General features: G+C 69.8%; 17 protein-coding genes. 1 reads left to right on the top strand and 16 read right to left on the bottom strand.

Annotated features, from left to right (window positions below; all coding sequences use genetic code 11):
* Nucleotides 1–254 precede the first annotated feature (254 nt).
* Nucleotides 255–2342 carry an alpha-galactosidase gene (locus ABD932_RS16925; RefSeq protein WP_345013428.1) on the bottom strand — a complete coding sequence of 696 codons (2088 nt, stop codon included), beginning with the start codon at nucleotides 2340–2342 and terminating at the stop codon, nucleotides 255–257.
* A gap of 180 nt (nucleotides 2343–2522) precedes the next feature.
* On the opposite strand from ABD932_RS16925, the gene ABD932_RS16920 reads away from it, so the two are divergent.
* Entirely contained in the window at nucleotides 2523–3320 is a 798-nt protein-coding gene (locus ABD932_RS16920; protein ID WP_345013426.1) for a tyrosine-protein phosphatase, read from the top strand.
* Between the two features lie 64 nt (nucleotides 3321–3384).
* Here the strand turns inward: ABD932_RS16920 and ABD932_RS16915 are convergent, their stop codons facing one another.
* The 15 genes from ABD932_RS16915 to ABD932_RS16845 form a co-directional block, all read right to left on the bottom strand.
* On the bottom strand, nucleotides 3385–3504 hold the full coding sequence (locus ABD932_RS16915) for a DUF6126 family protein (RefSeq protein WP_345013424.1): 120 nt from the start codon (nucleotides 3502–3504) through the stop codon (nucleotides 3385–3387).
* On the bottom strand, nucleotides 3501–4133 hold the full coding sequence (locus ABD932_RS16910) for a helix-turn-helix domain-containing protein (protein ID WP_345013421.1): 633 nt from the start codon (nucleotides 4131–4133) through the stop codon (nucleotides 3501–3503). Before ABD932_RS16910 ends, ABD932_RS16915 begins: the two co-directional genes overlap by 4 nt.
* A gap of 114 nt (nucleotides 4134–4247) precedes the next feature.
* A complete protein-coding gene (locus tag ABD932_RS16905; protein ID WP_345013419.1) occupies nucleotides 4248–5633 on the bottom strand; it encodes an aspartate aminotransferase family protein in 1386 nt (461 codons plus the stop codon).
* Nucleotides 5630–7615, bottom strand: coding sequence for a 1-deoxy-D-xylulose-5-phosphate synthase (gene dxs / locus ABD932_RS16900; RefSeq protein ID WP_345013417.1), 1986 nt, complete (start codon nucleotides 7613–7615; stop codon nucleotides 5630–5632). Before dxs ends, ABD932_RS16905 begins: the two co-directional genes overlap by 4 nt.
* A 31-nt stretch (nucleotides 7616–7646) precedes the next feature.
* Nucleotides 7647–8822 (bottom strand): flavodoxin-dependent (E)-4-hydroxy-3-methylbut-2-enyl-diphosphate synthase, encoded by a 1176-nt coding sequence (gene ispG, locus ABD932_RS16895; RefSeq protein ID WP_345013415.1) that lies wholly within the window; start codon nucleotides 8820–8822, stop codon nucleotides 7647–7649.
* A gap of 4 nt (nucleotides 8823–8826) precedes the next feature.
* On the bottom strand, nucleotides 8827–9849 hold the full coding sequence (gene hpnH / locus ABD932_RS16890) for an adenosyl-hopene transferase HpnH (protein WP_345013413.1): 1023 nt from the start codon (nucleotides 9847–9849) through the stop codon (nucleotides 8827–8829).
* Between the two features lie 5 nt (nucleotides 9850–9854).
* Nucleotides 9855–10496, bottom strand: a complete 642-nt coding sequence (locus tag ABD932_RS16885) for a 5'-methylthioadenosine/S-adenosylhomocysteine nucleosidase family protein (RefSeq protein ID WP_345013412.1) — start codon at nucleotides 10494–10496, stop codon at nucleotides 9855–9857.
* Nucleotides 10496–12511, bottom strand: coding sequence for a squalene--hopene cyclase (gene shc, locus ABD932_RS16880; protein ID WP_345013410.1), 2016 nt, complete (start codon nucleotides 12509–12511; stop codon nucleotides 10496–10498). Before shc ends, ABD932_RS16885 begins: the two co-directional genes overlap by 1 nt.
* 143 nt (nucleotides 12512–12654) lie before the next feature.
* The gene (locus ABD932_RS16875) at nucleotides 12655–13719 is read right to left on the bottom strand and encodes a polyprenyl synthetase family protein (protein WP_345014442.1); all 1065 of its coding nucleotides are present in this window, start codon (nucleotides 13717–13719) and stop codon (nucleotides 12655–12657) included.
* A 71-nt stretch (nucleotides 13720–13790) separates the two neighbouring features.
* Complete coding sequence (hpnE, locus tag ABD932_RS16870; protein WP_345013408.1) at nucleotides 13791–15218, bottom strand: hydroxysqualene dehydroxylase HpnE; 1428 nt, start codon at nucleotides 15216–15218, stop codon at nucleotides 13791–13793.
* A complete protein-coding gene (locus tag ABD932_RS16865; RefSeq protein WP_345013406.1) occupies nucleotides 15215–15358 on the bottom strand; it encodes a DUF6380 family protein in 144 nt (47 codons plus the stop codon). The genes hpnE and ABD932_RS16865 overlap by 4 nt, the downstream gene beginning before the upstream one ends.
* Nucleotides 15358–16320, bottom strand: coding sequence for a presqualene diphosphate synthase HpnD (hpnD, locus tag ABD932_RS16860; RefSeq protein WP_345013404.1), 963 nt, complete (start codon nucleotides 16318–16320; stop codon nucleotides 15358–15360). The genes ABD932_RS16865 and hpnD overlap by 1 nt, the downstream gene beginning before the upstream one ends.
* Nucleotides 16317–17216 (bottom strand): squalene synthase HpnC, encoded by a 900-nt coding sequence (hpnC, locus tag ABD932_RS16855; RefSeq protein WP_345013402.1) that lies wholly within the window; start codon nucleotides 17214–17216, stop codon nucleotides 16317–16319. Before hpnC ends, hpnD begins: the two co-directional genes overlap by 4 nt.
* A 389-nt stretch (nucleotides 17217–17605) precedes the next feature.
* Nucleotides 17606–18385, bottom strand: coding sequence for an ABC transporter ATP-binding protein (locus tag ABD932_RS16850; protein WP_126396772.1), 780 nt, complete (start codon nucleotides 18383–18385; stop codon nucleotides 17606–17608).
* Complete coding sequence (locus ABD932_RS16845) at nucleotides 18378–19307, bottom strand: ABC transporter permease (protein ID WP_345013400.1); 930 nt, start codon at nucleotides 19305–19307, stop codon at nucleotides 18378–18380. Before ABD932_RS16845 ends, ABD932_RS16850 begins: the two co-directional genes overlap by 8 nt.
* Nucleotides 19308–19389 lie beyond the last annotated feature (82 nt).

Here is a 19389-nt window from a genome sequence, read left to right as displayed (position 1 = left end):
GCGAGGAAGACGCACGGGAACAAGTGAGAGGTTCCGTCCGAATGCGTTCCTGTTGATCCCTTGTGGGAATTCTCGGTCACACTGCGTAAATTATGGGCACGCCACCCGGCTCAAAACCCCTTGAAAAGCGCGTGAATTACGTGAACATGACGGGCGACGCACGGTCACGAATATGACGCTCCTCACGTGACACTGCTCCAGCTCCCCTTACTCCAGAGCGAGTTGGAATGAAGGCGCTAATTCGGACAGAACGCCTAGATGCGACGCAGTCGGATAACTGTCGCATCGAGGTCGCCACGCAGACCGATAAGTAGTCCGTGATGCAGCAATACGGCCCCTCGGTGAACTTCGCCCGTTTCGCGGCATTCATACGATGCTGTCGGGTCGAGTCCGCGAAGCCGCAGCGCCGGCACGGCCTCGCCGTAGCTCTGCGACTGGAGCCAGGCGAGGACGACCGTCTCGTCGCCGCGCACGTACTGCACGGCACTCAGGCCGCCCCGCGGGGGCCGCAGCCGGTAGAGGTCCCCGCGCTGCACGACGGGACGGATCTCCTTGTAGAGCTCCACCCACTCCCGCGCCTCGGTGAGCTCCCCCTCGGTCCACCGGGTGAGGTCGCCGCCGACGCCGAGCACCCCGGCCATGGCGCTCACGAACCGGAACCGAAGCGAGCTGACCCGGCCGTTGAGCTGGTTGTTCGGGCTGTCGGTGACCCATGCGGCCATGACCCGCGCCGGATGGATCTGGCTGAAGCCGTGCTGGATGGCGAGCCGGTCGAGCGGGTCGGTGTTGTCGGAGGTCCACACCTGGTCGGTACGACTCAGCACACCCAGGTCGATCCGGCCGCCACCGCCCGAGCAGGACTCGAAGGCGACTCCCGGGTGGGCGTCCCGCAGCCGGTCCAAGAGGGCGTAGAAGGTATGCACATGGTCGACCCAGAGCCGCTGCGGGTACGCCTCGCCGGGCCAGCCGGCGTCACTGAAGCAGCGATTGAAGTCCCACTTCACGTAGTCGATCGGGGCACTGGAGAGGAGTCCGTCGAGCTGGTTCCAGAGGTACTCCTGGACGTCCTCGCGGGCGATGTTCAGTACGAGCTGATTGCGGAACTCTGTCCTCTTTCGTCCTTCTTGGTGCTGCACCCAGTCCGGATGGGCGCGATACAGCTCACTGTCCGGATTGACCATTTCCGGCTCGACCCAGATGCCGAACTGCATACCGAGGGCGTGCACGTAGTCGGCGAGGGGCTTGAGGCCGTTCGGGAAGCGGTCGGGGTTGGGCGTCCAGTCGCCGAGCCCGGCGCGGTCGCTGGTGCGCGCCCCGAACCAGCCGTCGTCGACGACGAACAGCTCGACGCCGATGGCCGCGGCCCGCCGGGCGAGGGTGCCCTGCTGCTCCTCGGAGATGTCGAACTCGGTCGCCTCCCAGGAGTTGAAGAGCACAGGCCGGTCCCGATCGGCGTCCGGGATCACATGCGCACGCTGGTAGGCGTGCCAGGCACGGCTCGCGCCCCCGAAGCCGCCGTCGCTCCACAGCCCGGCGAAGACGGGCGTCACGAACGACTCCCCCGCCGCCAGCCGCAGCAGACCCGACTCGTCGTACCCGACCCCACCGGTGATCTGCACGCGCGCGTCCGGCAGTTGGGCCACCGCGATCCGCCAGGACCCCGACCAGGCGAGGGCGCAGCCGTACACCTCGCCGCGCTCCTCGGTGGCATCGGTGTCGAGCGCGACCCATGGCAGGAGAGGGTGCCCGGTGTGGCCGCGGCGGCTGCCGATGACCTTCTCACCGTAGGTGAGGGAGGACTGCGTCAGCCGGGACTCCGCGGCCCAGCGTCCATGCAGCTGCGACAGCCGCCAGTCCTCGCGGTCGGGCAGGGTCCAGGTCGCGGAGTCGGCGCGCAGCAGCTCCAGGTCGGGCCCCTGGTTGTCCAGGGTCACCCAGCGCTCCACGACATCGCCGCGCATCCGGTAGTGCAGCGTGACACCCAGCCCGCCGTCCCGGAACCGCAGCCGCAGCTCCTCACCCTCGGCGCCCCCGGCCCCGTATGTCTCGTACGTCTCGAAGGTCCACTCGGTGCCGCGCCGCTCGTCGGTGCGCACGGACAGGGCAGGCCGCACGAACCGGGGGCCGCCCTCGACCGGGTACTCCTCGTGACCGTCGAGCTGCGACTCGAAGCCCCGGTACTCCGGCAGCGGGCGCGCGGCCAGCTCCTCGGCGTCGGCGAGCGCGATCCGCGGGCCCCAGTGGAGGTGCAGCAGCTCGTCGGCCTCCGTCAGATGGAGGGCGTAACTACTGGTGGGCCCGGAAAGAACCCAGGTGCGTCCACGGTCGGAGATCTCCAGCATCAGGCCCTCACAGATTCGAACAGGTCCACTCAAGCACCAACATCATCAAGGGCCGGGAGCCTCCGATGCAACGCCTGTGGATAACTCATTGCCCCAGGTATCCATGTCGTATGGTCGAGAGCGCACCCCGTCGGCCGCACCGCCGAGCCGCGTCGGCGGGGCCGACTGGGAGGAGCCCCCGTGACGCAGCAGATCCCGTCGACCGAGCCCGAGCTGGCCGGAGTCCGTAACTTCCGCGACGTGGGCGGCCTGCCGACCGTGGACGGACGGCGGGTGCGGTACGGAGTGCTGTTCCGCAGTGGCCACCTCGCGCACGCGACCGAGGAGGACGCCACCTTCCTCGGCTCCCTGGGCCTGCACACGATCTTCGACTTCCGCAACGCGGCGGACCAGAAACTCGAGGGGCCGGACGTCGAGCTGACGGGCGTGCGCAATGTGAACCTGCCGCTGAGCGACCCCGCGGACGGCGCGGAGTTCTGGCAGATGGTCCGCGACGGCGACATCGACCAGCTCCGCGAGATCCTCGCCGACGGCAAGGCCGCGGGCCGGATGATCGCCTCGTACCGCACGATCATCAAGGAGCGCACCGCCGAGCACTCCCAGGTGGTGCACGCGCTCGTGGAGGACAGCGTCCCCGCCCTGATGCACTGCGCGGCCGGCAAGGACCGCGCCGGCCTGTCCATCGCCGTGACGCTGCTCGCCCTCGGCGTCGAGCGCGAGGCGATCCTCGCCGACTACCTGGAGTCCAACGCCAAGCACCGCCGCTACAAGGTGCACCGCACCAGCAGCTCCGCCTCGGCCTACTCCCCCGAGGTCATGGAGCTGCTCAGCCCGCTGTTCGACGCGCGCGCCGAGTATCTGACGGCGGCCTTCGAAACGATCGAGGAGACGTGGGGCGGCGTCGACGCCTACCTCGAGCAGGGTCTGGGGATCACTCCGGAGGCCCGGGAGCGGCTGCGGGAGCGGCTGCTCGACTGAGGGCCGACGGCCACAGGCCTCGCTCCCGGCCTCCTCCGCGTTCCCCGCGTCTCCGCGCCCGCGCCTACTTCGCTCCCATCTCGAACAGCAGGTAGATGAAGGCGGCGAAGACATGCCCCACCGCGATGTAGATGATGAGCCGCACCCACAGGGCGCGCGGGAACTTCTCCTCCATGTTGTTCATGGCGTCTCTCCAGGGGTGGGTCCCAGGCACAGGGTGGCCGTGGGGCTCTGCAGCAGGGTGTGGACGAAGAGGAGCTCGACCCCGCCCGGGTCCTGGGCGGCGATGCGGTGCGGGGTGAGCGAGTCGAAGTGCGCGCTGTCGCCGGGCGCGAGCCGGTGCGTGGTGTCCCCGAGGCGCAGCCGTAGCCGCCCCTGGAGCACATAGAGCCACTCCTCGCCGGGGTGCACGCGGACGATGTCGCCCTGCGAGCCGTAGGGCACATGGACGCGCAGGGCCTGCATCCCGCGCCCGGGCGCGCCCGCCTGGAAGTAGGTCCAGCCGCCCGCCACGGTCGGTTCCATGTCGGCGGCGCGCACGACGGCGTCCCGGTCGGTGACCGTCTCGCCGAGCAGCTCGGAGACGGTCGTACCGTAGATGCGTGCGAGCGCGAGCAGCATCGGCAGCGAGGGCTGGCGCTGCCCGGTCTCCAGACGGGAGAGGTGGGCGGGCGACAGCCCTGCGGCGCGCGCCGCGGCCTCCAGGGTGAGGGAGGCACGGCGGCGCAGCGCGCGGAGCTGCGGCGCGACGACGGGCAGGGCCCCGGCCGGCCCGGTCGAGTCGGCCTCCGGCTCGTTCTCGGGAGAGCTCATGCTCCCCAGTCAGCCGGATGTTTGCCTCTGCGGCAAATTTCTTGCCTCAGAGGCAAAGAACCCCGGCCTGGGCGGCAGTGCGCGGCCTCCGCGCCCGGGGTGTCACCCCGGGCGTCACCGGTTGGCGACCGCCTGCTTGATCAACGTCTTGCCGAAGTCCCACATCAGCCCGCCCCCACTGTGCGCGTCGTCCATCACATCCGTGAAGGCGTCGACGAACCGGTCCACCTCCGGCTCGCCGATGATCAGCGGCGGGATGAGCTTGATCACCTCCAGGTGGTCGCCGGAGACCTGGGTGAGGATCCGGTGCCGCCGCAGCAGCGGAACGACGACCATCTGCGCGAACAGGCCCTTGCGCGCGGCCTGCAGCATGGTCCAGCGGCTCCGCAGCTTCAGCGAGTCGGGACGGCCGAACTCGATGCCGACCATCAGGCCCCGGCCGCGCACGTCGGAGAGCAGTTCGTACTTGTCGATCAGCGCGGCGAGCCGGGACTTCAACTGCTCCCCGGTCGCCCGCGCGTTGGCGACGATCTGCTCGTTCTCCATGACGGACAGCACGGCGAGCCCGGCCGCCATGGCCTGGGCATTGGACCCGAAGCTCGCCGAGTGGACCAGGACCCGGTCCATGGACGAGTAGACCTTCTTGAAGATCCAGTCCTTGCCGAGGGTGGCGCCCACCGGCACATACCCGCCGGAGAGCGCCTTGGCCACGCACACCAGGTCCGGCTCGACACCGTCCTCGTGCTGGTAGGCGTAGAAGTCCCCGGTCCGGCCCAGCCCCGTCTGCACCTCGTCGGCGATGAGGAGCGCCTTGTGCTTGTGGAGCAACTCCTGGGCGGCCCGCAGATAGCCGGGCGGGGACTCGTGCACGCCCTTGCCCTGGATCGGCTCGACGATGAGCGCTGCCACATCGCCCTTCTTCAACTCCCTTGCCAGGGCGTCGACATCACCCAGAGGGACAGCCGTGTCCGGCAGCAGGGGTGCGAAGCCGTCCCGGAAGCCGGACTCGCCGTTCACCGACAGGGAACCCGTGGTCAGCCCGTGGAAGGCGTGGTCGCAGTACAGGACCCGCGGCCTGCCCGTGACGAACCGCGCGAACTTCAGCGCGGTCTCCACCGCCTCCGTCCCGCTGTTGCCGAAGAACACCCGGTCCAGATGCGGGCTGTGCCCGAGCAGCTTCTCCGCCAGCAGCCCGGGCAGCGGCTGGCAGTCGAAGCGGGTGAGGTCGGCGAGCTGCGCGTCGAGGACGTCGTGCAGCGCCTTGCGGACGACGGGGTGGTGGCGCCCCAGCCCCATCACCCCGAACCCGGCGAGCATGTCCAGGTGGTCCTCGCCGTCCGCGTCCCAGAAGTACGCGCCCTCGGCCCGCTCGTAGACCTTGTCGAAGCCGATGGTGTGCAGCATGCGCGGGAGCTGGTGGTTGAGGTACTTCGCGTGCAGCTCGTAGCGCTCGGCTCCGCGCTCGGCGAGGAGTCTGCCGAGGTCGAACTCCGTGGTCATTCGGCTTTCTCCTTGACTGGCACGACGTCACGACCGGAACGGCCGGTACGACCGGTACGACCGCCAGTGCTGCCCTCGGCCTGCCCCGGACCGGCCGGCCCGTCCTCGGCCTCCTTGAGGGCGAGGCTCGCGCTGATCCGGCCGGCCACCTCCACGGGCGTGAGCCCGATGTCGGCGAGCACCTCGCCCCGCTTGGCGTGCGCGAGGAACTGCTCCGGGATGCCGAACCGCCGTACCGGCACGTCGACATCCGCGTCGCTCAGCGCCAGCGCCACCGCGGAGCCGACTCCGGAGGAACGGCTGTTGTCCTCGACGACGGCCACCAACCGGTGCTGTACGGCGAGGGGCGCGAGCGCGGGGTCGACCGGCTTGACCCAACGGGGGTCGACGACGGTGCAGTTGATGCCGCGTGCCTGCAGCAGCTCGGCCGCCTGGAGGCACACCGGGGCCATCACGCCGACGGCGACCAGGAGGACATCCGGCTCACCCGCGTCCCGGTGCAGCACGTCCAGCCCGCCCACCCGGTCGACCGCCGGGATCGACGGCCCGACCGACTCCTTCGGGAACCGTACGAGTGTCGGCGCGTCGTCGACGGCCACGGCCTCGCGCAGCTGCGCCCGCAGCTGGTCGGCGTCGCGCGGCGCGGCGATCCTGAGGCCGGGGACTACCTGGAGGATCGACATGTCCCACATGCCGTTGTGGGAGGGCCCGTCGGCTCCCGTGACGCCGGCCCGGTCCAGGACGAAGGTCACCCCGCACCGGTGCAGTGCGACGTCCATCAGCAACTGGTCGAAGGCACGGTTCAGGAACGTGGCGTAGATGGCGACGACCGGATGCACCCCGCCCGTCGCGAGGCCCGCCGCCGACACGGCCGCGTGCTGCTCGGCGATCCCGACGTCCCACACCCGGTCCGGGAACCGCTCGGCGAACCTGCCCAGCCCGACGGGATGCAGCATGGCCGCCGTGATCGCCACGACGTCCTCCCGCTCCTCACCGATCCGCACGATCTCGTCGCCGAACACCGAGGTCCAGGACGGCCCGTTGGACGGTGCGAGGGGTTCGCAGGTCAGCGGGTCCATCACGCCGACGGTGTGGAAGTGGTCCTCCTCGTGGGCGAGGGCGGGTTCGTAGCCGCGCCCCTTCTCCGTGAGGCAGTGGATCAGCACGGGCCCGTGGAAGCGCTTGGCCCGCCGCAGCGCGGACTCGACGGCCCCGATGTCGTGCCCGTCGATCGGGCCGACGTACTTCAGCCCGAGATCCTCGAACATGCCCTGCGGCGCGAAGGCGTCCTTGAACCCCTTCTTCGCCCCGTGCAGCGACTCGTAGATCGTGCTGCCCACCAGCGGGGTCCGCAGCAGCACGTCCTTCCCCCAGGCCAGGACCCTCTCGTAGCTGTCGGTCGTGCGCAGGGTGGCCAGATGGTTGGCGAGGCCCCCGATGGTCGGCGCGTACGACCGCTCGTTGTCGTTGACGACGATGATCAGCGGCCGGTCCTTGGCGGCCGCGATGTTGTTGAGCGCCTCCCAGGCCATGCCCCCGGTGAGGGCCCCGTCGCCGATCACCGCGACGACGTGCCCCTTCTCCCCCTGCACCTGACGGGCCTTGGCGAGTCCGTCGGCCCAGCCGAGCGCCGTGGAGGCGTGGCTGTTCTCGACGATGTCGTGCTCGGACTCCTCACGCGAGGGATAGCCGGACAGGCCGCCCTTGCCACGCAGCTTGGAGAAGTCCTGCCGTCCCGTCAGAAGCTTGTGCACATAGCTCTGGTGACCGGTGTCCCAGACGATGCGGTCGACCGGCGACTCGAAGACCCGGTGGAGCGCGATGGAGAGTTCCACCACCCCCAGGTTGGGCCCGAGGTGTCCGCCGGTCCTGGCGACCGCGTGCACCAGGAACTCCCTGATCTCGTCGGACAGTTCACCGAGTTCCGCCTCGGACAGCGCCTTCAGGTCACGTGGTCCCCGGATGCTCTCCAGAATCGTCACGCTCGGGCCCCCTCTCGGTCCGTGCCTTGGTTCAACTCACCGTCACTGCCGGTTTCCCCGTGACGGCGGGGGCGCCCGATGCGGCCCCGTCCTGCTCCATCTGCTCGGCGATCTTCATCGCCTCTTCGATCAGCGTCTCGACGATCTTGGATTCGGGGACGGTCTTGATGACCTCGCCCTTGACGAAGATCTGCCCCTTGCCGTTGCCGGAGGCGACGCCGAGGTCGGCCTCCCGCGCCTCGCCGGGGCCGTTGACCACACAGCCCATGACGGCCACCCGCAGCGGCACTTCCATGCCGTCCAGGCCGGCCGTGACCTCGTCGGCGAGCTTGTAGACGTCGACCTGGGCCCGCCCGCACGACGGGCAGGAGACGATCTCCAGGCGCCGCTGCCGGAGGTTCAGCGACTCCAGGATCTGGATGCCGACCTTGACCTCCTCGGCGGGCGGCGCGGACAGGGAGACACGGATCGTGTCGCCGATGCCCTGCGAGAGCAGCGCACCGAAGGCGACCGCCGACTTGATCGTGCCCTGGAACGCGGGCCCGGCCTCGGTCACCCCGAGGTGCAGCGGGTAGTCGCACTGGGCGGCGAGCTGCTTGTACGCCTCGATCATCACGACCGGGTCGTTGTGCTTGACCGAGATCTTGATGTCCCGGAAGTCGTGCTCCTCGAAGAGCGACGCCTCCCACAGCGCGCTCTCCACGAGCGCCTCCGGCGTCGCCTTCCCGTACTTCTGCAGCAGCCGCCTGTCCAGCGAACCCGCGTTGACGCCGATGCGGATCGGCGTGCCGTGGTCCTTGGCGGCCCGCGCGATCTCCTTGACCTTGTCGTCGAACTGCTTGATGTTGCCGGGATTGACGCGGACGGCCGCGCAGCCGGCCTCGATGGCCGCGAAGACGTACTTCGGCTGGAAGTGGATGTCCGCGATCACCGGGATCTGCGACTTGCGGGCGATCGTCGAGAGCGCGTCCGCGTCGTCCTGCGTAGGACAGGCCACGCGCACGATCTGGCAGCCGGACGCCGTCAGCTCGGCGATCTGCTGCAGGGTGGCGCCGATGTCCGACGTACGCGTCGTCGTCATCGACTGCACCGACACCGGGGCCCCGCCCCCCACCGCCACCGGACCGACCTGGATCAGCCGCGACACACGCCGCTCGGCGATCGGCCGGACCGGTACCTCGGGGACGCCCAAGGGGATGGCGGTCATGCTGTCACTCCCGGTTTCCGGAGACCGTCTCGCGCATGGCGCGCAGCGACTCCTTCAGCGAGCCCATGGTGGCGAGGACGGCCGTGGGCTCGTAGCCGCAGTGCGCCATGCAGTTGGCGCAGCGCGGGTCCTTGCCGCGGCCGTACTTGTCCCAGTCGGTCTCCTCGATCAGCTCGCGGTACGTCGGGACGTACCCGTCGCTCATCAGGTAGCAGGGGCGCTGCCAGCCGAACAGCGAGTAGTTCGGGATCGCCCACGCGGTGCACGGGAAGTCGACCTTGCCCTCCAGGAAGTCCAGGAAGAGCGGGGAGTGGTTGAGTCGCCACTTGCGCCGGTTGCCGCCCGCGAAGGCCTTCTTGAACAGTTCGCGGGTCTGCTCGACGCCCAGGAAATGTTCCTGGTCAGGGGCCTTCTCGTAGGCGTAGGCGGGCGAGATCATCATCTCGTCGACCTTGAGGTCGTCGTTGAGGTAGTTGAGGACCTCGATGATCGTCTGCGGGGTGTCGGTGTTGAAGAAGGTGGAGTTGGTGGTGACCCGGAAGCCGCGCCTCTTGGCCTCCTTGATGGCCTCCACCGCCTCGTCGAACACACCCTCCTTCGCCACGGACTCGTCGTGGCGCTCGCGCAGGCCGTCGATGTGCACGGCGAACGCGAAGTACGGCGAGGGCTTGAACTTGTCCATCTTCTTGCGCAGCAGCATGGCGTTGGTGCAGAGGAAGACGTACTTCTTCCTGGCCACCAACTGCCGCGCGATCTCGTCGATCTGAGGGTGCATCAGAGGCTCGCCGCCGGCGATGGACACCATCGGCGCACCCGATTCGAGCACCGCTCCCACGGCCTGCGCGACGGGCATCCGCTGCTTCAGCACTCCGGCCGGGTGCTGGATCTTGCCACAGCCCTCGCACTTCAGATTGCAGGCGAAGAGCGGTTCCAGCTCGACGATGAGCGGAAACTTGTCCCGCCTGCGGAGCTTCTGTTCGGCCAAGTAAGTAGCGACCTTGATGGACTGACGCAGCGGCATGGCCATCTGGCTCACCTCCTGGGGAGCAGCAAAGAACGGTGCCATTCGAAGAAAGCAGGCAGAACGGAACGAAGGACGCGGAAAGCAGATATTCCACCGCGCAACGTGCCGATCCGGACGAGTTCATGTTCTGGAGCGTCCACGACCACCCGGACGGCCGCAACCGGGCGCTCGCCCGTTCGTACGGCGCTCAGGAGTGTGGCCGCCGACTCCATGTCGACCGCGATTGCGCCGGTCGAGAGCAGGTCGGACCGTTCCTGACCACGGATGACGCGGTCGGAGCCGGTGAGTGGTCCGGTGTGGACGGTGCGGCCGGGGACGGCGCGCACCAGCTCTTTGACGAGTAGGTCGGTCCCCACGCACGGAATGGTTCCCGCCGGATCCCGGGTCTCCTCGGCGACGACCAGATCGCCGGGGTGCATCCCGGGAGCGAGCCCCGCGCAGAAGCCCGTGGCGAGCACGGCGGCCCCGGCGAGGGCCGGGTCGGCCAGCATCCGGGTGACGGAGCGTTCGGCCGCCCGGGGCCCCATGCCCGTACGGAGCACGGTGACCGGCCCGCCCGCCCCGCCGCGCTCGCCCGTGCGCAGGGCGAGCTGCTCGATGCCGAGCGCGCAGGCGATCAGCAGCGGGGCCGGGGCGGGCTGTGGGCTCATCAGCCCCCCTTGACCTCGGCCAGGGTCGCCCCGGGCCTGTCGGCGAAGGGCTCGCCGTGGACGTAGCGGCCGAGCGCGGTGAGCGGGAAGACCTGCCGGTAGAGGTGGTAGTTGATCGAGAAGTCCCAGGGGAACCCGGTGCCGGTGAAGTACGGCTCGTCCCAGGAGCCGTCCTCCCGCTGGGTGGCCGCGAGCCACTCGATGCCGCGCTCGACGGCCTTGGAGTCCCTCTCCCCCGCGGCCAGCAGCGCCATCAGCGCCCATGCGGTCTGCGAGGCGGTCGAGGCGCCCTTGCCGCTCCACTCCTGGACGTACCTGTAGGAGCGCAGGTCCTCGCCCCAGCCGCCGTCGTCGTTCTGGACGGACTCCAGCCAGGTCACGGCGCGGCGGATCGCCGGGTGGGAACCCGGGAAGCCGGCGGCCACCAGGGCGGGTACGACCGATCCGGTGCCGTAGACGTAGTTGACACCCCAGCGTCCGAACCACGAGCCGTCCGGTTCCTGCTCGGCGAGCAGCCACTGGATACCGCGCCGGGTGCGCGGGTCGTGGGCCAGGCCCTCGACCGCGAGCATCTCGACGACGTGCGCGGTGACGTCCGCCGACGGCGGGTCGATGACCTCGCCGAAGTCGCAGAAGGGCAGCCGGTTCGGGAAGGGGCTGGTGTTGTCGACGTCGAAGGCGCCCCAGGCCCCGTTCCTCGACTGCATCCCGAGGTTCCAGCGCACTCCGCGGCCGATCGCCCGCTCCACCCGCTCCGGGTCGTGGTGCCTGACCCGGCGCAGCGCGAGGACCACCTCGGCGGTGTCGTCGATGTCGGGGTAGTTGTCGTTGTGGAACTCGAACGCCCAGCCGCCGGGCGGCAGTTGGGGACGCTTCACGGCCCAGTCCCCGGGCCGCACGATCTCCTCGCCCAGCATCCAGTCCGCGGCCTTGACGAGCTGTGGATGATCGGCGGGCACGCCCGCGTCCACGAGCGCGATCGTCGCGAGGCAGGTGTCCCAGACGGGCGACTGGCAGGCCTCGATCATCCGGGCCCCGTCCTCGCGCCAGACGGCGAAACGGTCCAGCGACGCCAACCCCTCGCGCATCACCGGGTGTTCGAGGTCATAGCCCAGCAGGTACAGGGCGATGATCGAGTACACCGCCGGCGGCTGGATGCCGCCCCAGCAGCCGTCGTTCTCCTGCCGCTCGATGATCCAGCGGGCGGCGCTGTTCATGGCGGCTCTGCGCAGCCTGCGCGGGGCGACCTTGCGCAGCTGGTGCAGCGCCTTGTCGAGCCGCTGGAAGGCGCCGTCCCAACTGGCCGCCGGGGCAAGGGGTTTGGGCGGGTTGGGGTGGGCCGGGTCGGTGTGCAGTTCGTCGAGCGGGAAGGGCGCGGGCCGTACCGGGCGCTTCGCGGAGACGATCGTCAGCGGGACGATGGTCTGCCGGGCCCAGCACCCGAAGTCGTAGATGTTGAGCGGGAACCACTTGGGGAAGTAGATGAGCTCCGGCGGGAGTTCGGGCAGGTCCTCCCACTTCCACCAGCCGAACAGGGCCAGCCAGATCCGGGTGAAGACCCGGGAGGCGGCGATGCCGCCCTGCGCGCGGATCCAGGCGGAGGCCTTCGCCATGTGCGGGGCGTCGGGCGCGTCGCCGGCCAGACGGAGGGCGACGTACGCCTCGACGGTGGCGGAGAGTTCGCCGGGCGCGCCGTAGAAGGTGCCCCAGGTGCCGTCCGCACGCTGCTCGCCGCGGATGAACAGGGCGGCGGCCTGTGTGGTCTTCTCGTCGCGGATGCCCAGGAACTGACGGAGCAGCAGGTCCTCGGCGTCCATCGTGACGTTCGTCTCGAGGTCGCCCTTCCACCAGCCCTGGGCGTCCTGCTTCGCCAGCAGGAAGTCGGTGGCGCGCCGGACCGCGCGCTCGGCGGCTTCGTGCACCCCGGCCGCCACGGGGGTCTCGGTGTCCGTGTCGCTGGCCGCGGCTGCCCGGGGTGGCAATGCCCCGGTGCTTCCGTCGGTCGTCGCTGTCATGGCTTCCCCTTCGTGCAGTGCTACAGGTAGTGCGTCTGCTGTGGGTCCGCCGTCGGCCGGTGCGCTTGCTGCAGCTACACCGGCCGGCGACTACGCGAGGGCTATTCGACCGATACTGATCATCTCTTTTCGCCCGTTGGTGATCATCTCTTTCGTACGACGACGAAGTCGGCGAGCGCCGTGAACTGCGCCCGCACCTGCTCGGGCATGTCGACGGCGTCGAGGGCCTCGACGGCGATGGTGTGCTGTCGGCGTGCCTCGTCGGTGGTCCACTCGCGGCCGCCCGCCTCCTCGATGAGGGCGGCGCGGGCCGCGAACTCCTCCTCGGAGAAGTTCTCGAAGTCGCTGCTCTTGGCGTCGGCGGCGAGGATCTCGCCGAGCCGCTCGGATGCCGATCCGCCCGCCGCGAGCGCGGCCACGACCGGCAGGGACTTCTTGCGCTGGCGCAGGTCGCTCCAGGTCTGCTTGCCGGTGGAGACCGGGTCGCCCCAGATGCCGAGGAGGTCGTCGACGGCCTGGAACGCGAGGCCCAGGTGGTAGCCGTACTTCTCCAGGGTGTCGGCGGTGCGGTCGTCCGCGCCGCCGAGGACGGCGCCGATGGAGCTGGCGCAGGCGAGCAGGGCACCGGTCTTGTTGCCCTCCATCTCCAGGCACTCCTCGACGCTGACGCGATCGCGGTGCTCGTAGGAGATGTCCTGCGCCTGACCGTCGATCAGGGCGCGGGTGGCGGTGGTCAGACGGCGGGTGGCCCGGCCGGCCTCGACGGTGCCGAGCTCCAGCAGGACCTCGTTGGCCAGGGCGAACAGGGCGTCGCCGACGAGGATGGCCTGGGCGGGGCCGTGCACCTTCCAGACCGTGTCGCGGTGGCGGCGCTGCTCGTCGCCGTCCATCAGGTCGTCGTGCAGCAACGAGAAGTTGTGGACCAGTTCGACGGCCACGGCTCCGGGGATGCCGACCTCGGGCGCTGCGCCGGTGACCTCGGCGGAGAGCACCGCGAGGGCGGGGCGTACGGCCTTGCCGCCGTCGCCGGCCGTGGGGTTGCCGTCGGCGTCGATCCAGCCGAAGTGGTAGGCGGAAACGGTGTCCATGGGAGCGGCCAGGCGGTCGATCGCCGCCCGCAGTACCGGCGTGGCCAGGGTCCGACCGCGCTCCAGGAGCGCGGTCACGTCCACCGCGGTCTCTCGAGCGGCCTTCGAGGCCGGGGGCACAGTGGGCACAGTCTCTCCTCTTGTTGCGGTACCGGGGGTGCGGGAGCCTGCCGCCGTGTGCTGGTTGAGCATCACGCCGCCTCCTCGACGTCGAAGAGGTGGCTGGGGCGGGGCCGGCCCAGGGCGCTCAGCGCGGCGCCGGCCGCACTCACGCCACTGCGGACCGCACTCTCCATGGTCGCGGGCCACCCTGTGGCGGTCCACGCACCGGCCAGGTAGAGGCCGGGGACTTTGGTACGGGCGCCGGGCCGCAGCCGCCCGACGCCGGGGGTGGGAGCGAACGTCGCTGTGCGCTCCCTGGTCACGAAGAAGTCCTTCACTTCCGCGCCGCGTGCCCTGGGCAACAGCCGCTCCAGCTCGGGCAGATACCGCTCGCGCAGCGCGGCGACGGGCTCGTCGATCTCGTCCTGCGCGGCCGACTGGGACAGGGCGAGGTACTGGCCGTCCCGCAGCCCGGAGGCCCCGGTCCGGTCGAAGACCCACTGCACAGGGCTGCCGAGGGCCGCGAAGAACGGCCTGCTGAGCACCTTGCGGTCATAGACGACATGGACGTTGAGGATCGGCGCCGTGCCGATCTCCAGCAGTCGCTCGGGCGCGTCGAGGGCACCGTCGGGCAGCAGGTCGTACGCCTCGCGCTGGGCCACGGCGAGCACGACGGCGTCCGCTTCGAGCCTCTCGCCGGGAACCTGAACGCTCCAACGTCCGTTCTCGTCAGTAGAGATGGAGGTGACGCGTGTACGGACCTCGATACGAACGCCCGCCGAGTCGAGCGCCTTGCGGGCCAGCCGGTCATGCAGATCGCCCAGCGGGACATGCGCCCAGCCGATGTCGGCCGCACCCGGGTCGGACAGCAGACCGGTCTTGAACACCATCGCGGCGAGCCCCAGTGAGGCGTCGCCCGCGACCGCGTTGAGCGTGGCGACCCCGACCAGGTCCCACAGGGCCTCGACGGCGCGCGCCGACTGACCGTGCGCGGTCAGCCAGCTGCCGAAGTCCTCTGTGTCCAGGGTCGGATCGGCGAGGTCGAGCCCCTTGAGCGCGAGCGCGGCACGCCCGACCTTGGCGCGTTCGGCGAGTGACAGATGCGGATACGTCGCCAGGCTCCGGCCCAGGTGCAGGGGTACGGGCAGGGCGTCGCGCCGCAGCCTGCCGAGCCGCCGTCCCTCGGGCCGCGCGACATCGAGCACGGGCACGTCGAGACGCTCCTGCAGCGGCGCCAGCGCCGTCCCCTCGATCCGGTCGAGGAACCAGCGGTAGGCGGTGCAGCAGCGCAGGTAGACGTGCTGTCCGTTGTCGACGGTGAGGTCGCCGCGCTGGAAGGAGAAGGCCAGGCCACCGAGCCTCGGCCTGCCCTCGATCAGGGTGACGCGCACTCCGGCGTCGGCGAGGGCGAGCGCGGCGGTGATGCCGGCGAGCCCGCCGCCGACCACGACGGCGTCCCTCCCGGAGCCTCCGGGGATGTCCGCGTGCGCCTCTTCGGGCCCCATGCCGTCGGTCATCGTGCACCCTCCCCTGCGCGACCGCCGTGCCGGTGCTTGAACGCCGTACGGCTGGTCGTCTCAGTCAGGGACGCCACCCGACTGCGGAGGGTTGCCCGCCACTTTTCGCCAGCGGCATCACCTTGGACCGGAATGTCCATCAGGCGCGCCTCCTGACGGTACGACTGACGGTTCGGCGGGTCACATGCCGGGCGTCCAGACCACTCAGGCCGCGCACGGCGACGTACGCCTTCTCACGCCCGGGCAGGGAGACCCGACCGCGCAGCACGGCCTCGGGGTCGCGCTCGATGCGGTCGAGGAGGCGGCGGTAGATGCCGGCCATGGCGGCGACGCAGGCGCCGCTGCGCCGGTCGAGCATGGGGAGCAGCCGGTAGCCCTCGGCGAAAAGGGCGCGGGCCCGACGCACTTCGAAGTGCACGAGGCCCGCGAAGTCGGAGCCCTCCGGTGGTGTCGGCCCGCTGAAGCCGGCCGAGCAGCCGAATTTGGCGAGGTCGTCGGAGGGCAGATAGGTACGCCCGCCTTCGGCGTCCTCGCGGACGTCCCGCAGGATATTGGTGAGTTGCAGCGCGAGCCCGAGCGTGTCGGCATACTCGGGCGCGCGCTCGGCGCCGCGCGCCCCCGGTTCCGTACCGAACACCCCGAGCGAGAGGCGCCCGATCGCGCCCGCGACACAGCGGCAGTAGACCTTCAGGTCGTCCCAGGTCTCGTAGGTCTCGCCGCGCACGTCCATCAGGACGCCGTCGATGAGCTCGTCCAGCCCGCCGAGCGGGATCGGGAAGGTGTCGGCTGCGTGGGCGAGGGCTACGGCCACGGGGTCGGTGTCGTCCTCGGCGACCGCCCGGTCACGGACCCGGGTCAGCAACTCCCGGGTGTCCTCGAGTCTGGCGGCCTTGACCTCGCCGGTCAGCGCGCCGTCGCCGATGTCGTCGACGCGGCGCGAGAACGCGTACAGCGCCGACATCGCGCGACGCTTGGGCGTGGGCAGCAGACGGATGCCGTAGGCGAAGTTACGGGCCTGCTGTCCGGTGACGGCCTCGCAGTAGCTGTAGGCGGCGAGTACCGGTGCGGACACGTGTGGTGCAGACTCCACGGTCCGGATCACCCCTCTCCTCGCAAGGTCACGCCCACCTCGCGCAGCAACTGGAGCTTGCTGGCCTTGGGCGGGCCGGGAAGTACGTCGTATTCGGCGGCGGAGATCGCACGGATCGCCGCCCTTCCTCCCGCCACGAATCCCGCGAGCAGCAGCTTGAGCCTGCCGTGGACGCTACCCACCAGGGGGGTGCCTTCATTCAGGAGGTTCTGGGCACGTTGGGCTTCGTATGCAACCAGTGCGCGCACCGATGCGCCCGCTGATTCCACCGCCAGATCGGTTTCCTGGACGTGAAAGCGCTTCATGTCCTCGGCGGGCAGATAGATCCGGTCACGGCCGAGGTCCTCGGCGACGTCCTGGAGGTGCTCGACGATCTGCAGCCCCGTGCACACCGCGTCGGAGCGGCGGATCCGCTCGGGGGTCTGCGTGCCGGTGACGGCGAGGACGAGACGGCCGACGGGGTTGGCGGACAGTTCGCAGTAGGCAAGGAGATCGTCGTAGGTCTCGTAGCGCCCGACGAGCTGGTCCTGGCGGTTGGCGGCGATCAGGCCGAGGAAGGGCTCGGGGGTCAGCGAGCGGCGACGGACGGTCGGCTGCAGGCGGCGGAGCAACGGGTGTCGCGGGGTGCCGTCGAAGGCCCGGCGCAGGTCGGCTTCGAAGGCGTCGAGGAGGACCAGGCGGTCCTCGGCGTCCGCGGCCGACACGCCGAGCAGACGGGCGTCGGCGCCGCCGGGAGCGAGATCGCCGTCGCCGATGTCGTCGACGAGGCGGGCGAAGCCGTAGACCGCCATGAGGTCGGTGCGCCAGGCCCTGGGCAGGAAGAACGGCGCCACGGGGAAGTTCTCCGCGGCGGCCTTGTCGAGCGTGCCGCGCTCCGGATCACCGGCGCGGCCGCCTGGTCCCGTCACCGTTGACTGCCCGGGGCGGGGACGGCACAGGCAGCTGCGTTGACCTGGGGAGTTTCCGTAGCCATTGCCGTCACATCTCCCGTTCTACACCGCAGACCCAATGCATACTATTTCGGACACGCCGCCCGGCCGTCCGCACCGCGGCCCGGGGGAAGGTGTCGTTCCTTATCGCCCCACTTGCCGCGTTTCGGTACCGGTACAGCTTACGTTGTACAACGGGGCCGGGCCTGTGAGGGTGTCCTGCACATCACAACAACGCACCGATTGGCGCCAAGATTCCTGGGGCCAGCCGGAGTTGACGTTTCCTTTGCAGACGCGGGGCCCCGCCGGGGCAGTTCCGGCGAGGCCCGGTCAAGCGTGCTGGGCCACACGGCCCATGGCCGGGTGGACTACTTGCCCGTGAACTTCTCGTACTCCTTGAGTACCTCGTCCGTCGGACCGTCCATCCGCAGCTCGCCACGTTCCAGCCAAAGGACGCGGTTGCAGGTGTCGCGGATCGACTTGTTGTTGTGACTGACGAGGAACACCGTGCCGGCTTCCTTGCGCAGCTCTCGGATGCGTTCCTCCGAGCGCTTCTGGAACTTGCGGTCGCCGGTGGCCAGCGCCTCGTCGATCATGAGGACGTCGTGGTCCTTGGCCGCGGCGATGGAGAAGCGCAGCCGGGCCGCCATACCGGAGGAGTAGGTGCGCATGGGCAGGGTGATGAAGTCGCCCTTCTCGTTGATGCCGGAGAAGTCGACGATCTCCTGGTAGCGCTCCTTGATCTGCTCTCGGGTCATGCCCATGGCGAGCCCGCCCAATATGACGTTGCGCTCACCGGTGAGATCATTCATCAGGGCCGCGTTCACGCCCAGCAGCGAGGGCTGGCCGTCGGTGTAGACCTTGCCGCTCTCGGCCGGGAGCAGGCCGGCGATGGCGCGCAGCAGGGTGGACTTGCCGGAGCCGTTGGAGCCGATCAGGCCGATGGCCTCGCCCCGGTAGGCGACGAAGGAGACCCCGCGGACGGCGTGCACCTTGCGTACGCCGCGCTCCTCACCGCGCTTGAGGATGCGGCTCAGGGCGGCGGTGGCGCTGCCCTTGCCGGTCTTGGCGCCGTTGACGCGGTAGACGATGTGCAGCTCGTCCGCGACGACGGTGGGGATGTGCGCGTCGGTGTTCCGGTCAGCCACGGCCGTACCTCTCCTCCGCCTTCCAGAAGTACACGAAGCCGCCCACGAAGAACAGCACGGCCCAGCCGAGCGCGACCGCCCAGACATGGGACGGGAGGTTGTCGGAGCCGTAGCCGTCGATCAGGGCGAAGCGCATCAGGTCCATGTAGACGGCGGCCGGGTTCCACTGCAGGATGTCGGCGATCCACGCCGGCTTGTCCTTCAGCATGACCGGGATGGAGAACATCACGCCGGACGCGTACATCCACGTACGCATCACGAACGGCATGAGCTGGGCCAGGTCCGGGGTCTTGGAGCCGGCCCGGGCCATGATCATCGCAAGGCCGGTGTTGAAGAAGAACTGCAGGACGAGCACCGGGATGATCAGCAGCCACGACATGGCCGGGTAACTGCCGAAGATCAGCGCCACGGCGAACAGCACGATCATCGAGAACAGCAGCTGCTGGAGCTGCTGGAGCGAGAAGGAGATCGGCAGTGAGGCGCGCGGGAAGTGCAGGGCGCGGACCAGTCCGAGGTTGCCGGAGATCGCGCGGACGCCGGCCATCACCGAGCTCTGGGTGAAGGTGAACACGAAGACGCCGGTGACCAGGAACGGGACGTACACCTCGCGGGACATGCCGCGGTCGGCCTCGAGAATGAGGCCGAAGATGAAGAAGTACACGGCCGCGTTCAGCAGCGGGGTGGCCACCTGCCACAGCTGGCCGAGCTTCGCCTGGCTGTACTGGGCGGTCAGCTTCGCCCGCGAGAACGCGAGGATGAAGTGCCGCCGGTCCCAGAGCTGGCGGACGTACTCGAACAGCGAGGGTCGGGCGCCGCTCACGGACAGCCCGTACTTGTCGGCGAGCTGTGCCGCCGTCAGTCCCTCGTCGGGCGACGGCGGCTCGCTCACCGCGACTCCACCGTCGTGCGTTGTCTCACTCACCGGTTGAAACTTTCGTCTTCGAGATGCGCAGCCTGTGCGGGCCTGGCATGAACCTGGGGCCGGGTTACGGTCCGGTTTTTCT

It is taken from the genome of Streptomyces shaanxiensis, from assembly GCF_039537145.1.
Taxonomy (GTDB): domain Bacteria; phylum Actinomycetota; class Actinomycetes; order Streptomycetales; family Streptomycetaceae; genus Streptomyces; species Streptomyces shaanxiensis.
This window is presented reverse-complemented; position numbering and strand designations above follow the sequence as displayed.